We start from the raw sequence: 4,631 nt of genomic DNA, 5'->3' as shown, positions 1-4,631 counted from the left end.
TCGGGGCGCTGCCCCGAACCCCGCCGGGGGGGATAATCCCCCCCGGACCCCCGTTCAACGCCTACTCCACCACAATCTTAGGAAAACCCCCGTCGTCATGGGTACGGGTGGCGATGGCCGCCGCCACACGCGAGGCGATCTCCCGGTAGATGGCCGCCGCCACGGAGTCGGGACGGGCCACCATGATGGGCTTGCCCAAATCGGAATCCTCCCGAATGGCCTCGATCAACGGCACCTCCCCCAGAAAGGGAATTTCCGTGGCCAGGGCCTGCCGTTGCGCCCCCCCGTGGGAGAAGATCTCCGAGCGGTGTCCGCAGTGGGAACAGATGTGATAGGACATGTTCTCCACGATGCCCAGGATTGGCACATTGACTTTGTGGAACATGGCGATGCCTTTGCGCACGTCCGCCAAGGCCACATCCTGCGGGGTGGAAACAATCACCGCGCCGGTCAACGGCACCTTTTGGGTCAGGGTCAACTGCGCATCCCCGGTGCCGGGGGGCAGGTCGATGACCAGATAGTCCAACTCGCCCCAGTCCACATCCCGCAGCAACTGCTCCACCGCCATGCCCACCATCGGACCCCGCCAGATCATCGGGGTCTCCTCGTCCAGGAAGAAGCCCATGGACATGGCTTTCAGCCCGTAGGCCATGGTCGGCGCCACCCGTTTGTCGTCCTCCCCGCCACGGGGTTTGTCGGTGATGGCCAAGAGGCGCGGCAGGCTGGGACCGTAGATGTCGGCATCCAGGATGCCCACCTTGGCCCCCGATTCCAGCAACGCCAAGGCCAGATTCACCGCCAGGGTCGACTTGCCCACCCCACCCTTGCCGGAGGCCACGGCGATGGTGTTCTTCACCCCCGGAATCAGACTCTGCTGGTCGTGGGGCCGCGCCGCCTTCACCTGGGCCGTCATTTCCACCGCCACCCGCTCCACGCCGGGCAGGGCCGACACCACGGTGTAACAGCTTTGTTTGAGTTTTTCTTTCACCGGACAGGCCGGGGTGGTCAGTTCCACCTTGAAGGCCACGTCACCTCCCTGGATGGTGACCTCCTTGACGAAGCCCAATGAGACGATATCCCGATGCAGATCGGGATCGATCACCTGGCGCAATGCCTGCAAAACCTGCTCTCGCGTCACCGTTGCCATCTTGATTCATTCCTTCGAGGGAGTTGTCCACATTTGCAATGCTTTGACTTTCAATATTTAATCCTTTAAAGTATCAAAAAAAGAAAATGTTCTGTCCTTTGACTCTTCCTTACGACTCTTCCTTTGACTTTCCCCCGCCCAGCTAACGGGAGTCGAACCTCCGGGGGCCTCATCCCCGGAGGTTCGAGGACCCGGCGGGGCTTTTATTACCTTCATCAAGCGAATCAGCCTCACCGATTCGCTTGATGAAGGGCCGGACGGTGGTCCATCTTAACGAACACTCAAAAGACAAAACATCATCTCCTTAAGATATTTTTTCCAAAATCAACAGACACGTCACAGGACAGAACATTTTCTTTTTTTACTTTCTAAAAGATAAATATTGAAAGTCAAAATATTAACAAAAAATGGTGCTGTGAGCGTTTTGCCCCGCACGGAATCAATCTCCCCGTCACTTTACCCCCAGCCCGCCCCCGCCACCACCCCAATTTATTCGATTCACCGGATAAAAATTTTTCATCCCTTTACCTCGGCGTTTATAGTGTGCTTCACTCTCCGCCAGCTACGGTCAAGCAGGAGCTGTTTTACCTCGAAAAAGTTTGGAGTGAAACCATCATGACCGACTATCTCCTGATCATCATCGGCGCCATTTTCGTCAACAACTTCGTCCTGGCCAAGTTTCTGGGAATCTGCCCCTTCCTGGGCGTCTCCAACAAGGTCGAAACCGCCATCGGCATGACCTTCGCGGTCACCTTCGTGATGACGGTGGCCTCGGGCATCTCCTGGATGGTGCAGTACTATCTGCTCAATCCCCTGGGCCTGGGTTATCTGCAGACCATCTTCTTCATTCTGGTCATCGCCGGCCTGGTGCAGTTCACCGAAATGGTCATACGCAAAACCTCGCCGGTGCTTTACGCCTCCCTCGGCATCTATCTGCCGCTGATCACCACCAACTGCGCCGTGCTGGGGGTGGCGATCCTGAACATCAACCTGGAATACAACTTCCTCAAGGCCTCCCTCTACGGCATGAGCGCCGCCCTGGGCTTCGGCCTTATCCTGACGCTGTTTGCCGGCATGCGGGAACGCATCGCCTTCGCCGACGTTCCGGAGATCTTCAAGGGCTCTCCCATCTCCCTGGTGAACGCCGGCCTGATGTCCCTGGCCTTCATGGGCTTTTCCGGACTGGTGAAGTAAGGAGCGCACACGATGATCGAAGCCTTGATCAGCATGGGTGGACTGGCCCTGATCTCGGGGGTCGGATTGGGATTGGCCGCTCAGAAGTTCCATGTGGAAGGCAACCCCATCGTGGAAAAACTGGCCAGCGCCCTGCCGGGCACCAACTGCGGCAACTGCGGCTTCCCGGGATGTCACGCCTACGCCGAAGCCATGGTCAACACCTCGGCCAAAATCTCCCTCTGCCTGCCGGGCGGCCAGTTGGCCATGGAGGATCTGGCCACCATTCTCGGGGTGGAACCGGTGACCATGGAAGACCAGGGTGGACCGAAAGTGGCCTTCATCCGGGAAGCGGACTGCATCGGCTGCACCGCCTGCATCAAAGCCTGCCCGGTGGATGCCATCGTCGGAGCCAACAAGCAGTCCCATACCGTGATCGCCGCCGTCTGCACCAACTGCTCCGCCTGCGTGGAACCCTGCCCGGTGGACTGCATCGAAATGGTGCCGGTAAAAAAGACCGTCTACGACTGGGTCTGGGAAAAACCCGCCGGCCCGACCGCATCCCTGCACTGAAAGGACAAGTCCCATGGGTATTGCCGCGTCGGTATTGGGACGTTTTCGTGGCGGGGTGCATCCCCCGGAGAACAAAGCCTTGTCGGCAGCCTGCGCCATCGAGCCGGTGCCCCTGCCCAAACGTTTGAACGTGCCGTTGCATCAGCATATCGGCAAACCGGCGGAACCCTGCGTCAATTCGGGACAGAAGGTTCTCAAAGGCCAGTTGATCGCCAAGGCGGAAGGCTTCGTCTCGGCCCCGGTCCACGCCCCCACCTCGGGCACCATCGTCGATTTCGTCGAGGTTCCGAGCGGCCATCCCTCGGGCATCCCCATGCTCTGCGCCGTGCTGGAAGCCGACGGCGAGGACAAATGGATCCCCGACCCGGAAGTTCTGGCCGAGCCCCTGCAGGCCGAACCCGGCGTGATCCGCCAGATGATCCGCGATGCCGGCATCGTGGGCCTGGGCGGCGCCACCTTCCCCAGCTATATCAAGATGTCCCCACCCAAGGACAAGGTGGTGGAGGCGCTGATCCTCAACGGCGTGGAGTGCGAACCCTACCTGACCTGCGACGCCCGCTTGATGGAAGAACGGGCCGAAGCCGTGGTGGCCGGGGCGGAAATCATGCTGCACGCCCTGCAGACCCGCCGTTGCATCATCGGCATCGAAGCCAACAAGCCCGCCGCCATCCGCGCCATGCGGGAAGCCGTCTCGGGTCGCTCCGACATGAAGGTGGAAGTATTGCCGGTGATGTACCCCCAGGGGGCGGAAAAGCAGTTGATCCAGGCCCTGATCCATCGGGAAGTCCCCTCCGGCGGTCTGCCCATCGACGTGGGCGTGATCGTACACAACGTGGCCACCGCCGTGGCCATTCGCAACGCCATCTGTTTCGGCCAACCCCTGATCTCCCGCCTGGTGACCATGACCGGCAAGGGCATCGGTCGTCCCGCCAATCTGGAAGTATTGATCGGCACCTCCGTGGCCGAGCTGATCGCCCATTGCGGCGGGCTGAAAGAGGGCGTGGAGAAGGTGGTCATGGGCGGCCCCATGATGGGCGTGGCCCTGCATCAGCTCGATGTGCCGGTGGTCAAGGGCACCTCGGGCATTCTGGCCCTGTTCGGCGAGGATTTCGTCTCCGCCAAAGAGCAAACCTGCATCCGCTGCTGCAGTTGCATGCGCGTCTGCCCCATCGGCCTGATGCCCAACGAACTCTCCTGGCTGGCCAAGTCGGATCAGTTCGACCGGTTGCAGGAGTACAACCTGTTCGACTGTATCGAATGCGGTTCCTGCGCCTATGTCTGCCCGTCGAACATCCCGCTGGTACACTATTTCCGCTACGGGAAATTCGCCATTCAGTCCCGGGATCGGGAGCGGGCCAAAACCGAGTTGAGCCGGGCCCGCACCCAGGCGCGGGAAGACCGTCTGGCACGGGAGAAGGCGGAGCGGGAGCGCAAAAAGGAAGAGATGAAGGCGCAGATGGCCGCCAAGAAGGGCGCATCCGCCACACCGCCCGCCGCGACGGAAGTGGTGGAACCGGGAGTGGACAAGGCCAGTCGCGCCGTGGCCGCCAAAGCCCGCGCCGTTCAGGCGGAAAGAGCCGCTTCCCAGGCCATGACGGGCGAAACCCCGCCCCCTCCGGTGGATGCAACCCCGGTCGCGCCGACAGCGCAAGCCCCGGCTCCCGTGGCAGCGGCCCCCGTGGCCCCGGCTGCGGAGGCCCCGGCTCCCGTGGCGGCGGCCCCCGTGGCCCCGGCTGCG

4 protein-coding genes are annotated in these 4,631 nt (G+C 61.4%); 3 read left to right on the top strand and 1 reads right to left on the bottom strand.

The window, feature by feature from the left end; all coding sequences use genetic code 11:
- Window positions 1-61: 61 nt before the first annotated feature.
- Window positions 62-1,147, bottom strand: a complete 1,086-nt coding sequence (gene apbC, locus HQL56_18380; protein ID MBF0311485.1) for an iron-sulfur cluster carrier protein ApbC — start codon at window positions 1,145-1,147, stop codon at window positions 62-64.
- A 615-nt stretch (window positions 1,148-1,762) separates the two neighbouring features.
- On the opposite strand from apbC, the gene rsxA reads away from it, so the two are divergent.
- The 3 genes from rsxA to rsxC all read left to right on the top strand — a co-directional run.
- Complete coding sequence (gene rsxA, locus HQL56_18375; GenBank protein MBF0311484.1) at window positions 1,763-2,341, top strand: electron transport complex subunit RsxA; 579 nt, start codon at window positions 1,763-1,765, stop codon at window positions 2,339-2,341.
- 12 nt (window positions 2,342-2,353) lie between these two features.
- Window positions 2,354-2,893, top strand: coding sequence for an electron transport complex subunit RsxB (gene rsxB / locus HQL56_18370; GenBank protein MBF0311483.1), 540 nt, complete (start codon window positions 2,354-2,356; stop codon window positions 2,891-2,893).
- Between the two features lie 13 nt (window positions 2,894-2,906).
- Window positions 2,907-4,631, top strand: a 1,725-nt coding sequence (gene rsxC / locus HQL56_18365) for an electron transport complex subunit RsxC (GenBank protein ID MBF0311482.1), incomplete at its 3' end; no start/stop codon positions are given.

The organism is Magnetococcales bacterium, from assembly GCA_015231925.1.
Classification (GTDB): domain Bacteria; phylum Pseudomonadota; class Magnetococcia; order Magnetococcales; family JADGAQ01; genus JADGAQ01.
The sequence above is the reverse complement of the archived record's forward strand: the minus strand, read 5'-3'. Positions and strand labels throughout refer to the sequence as shown.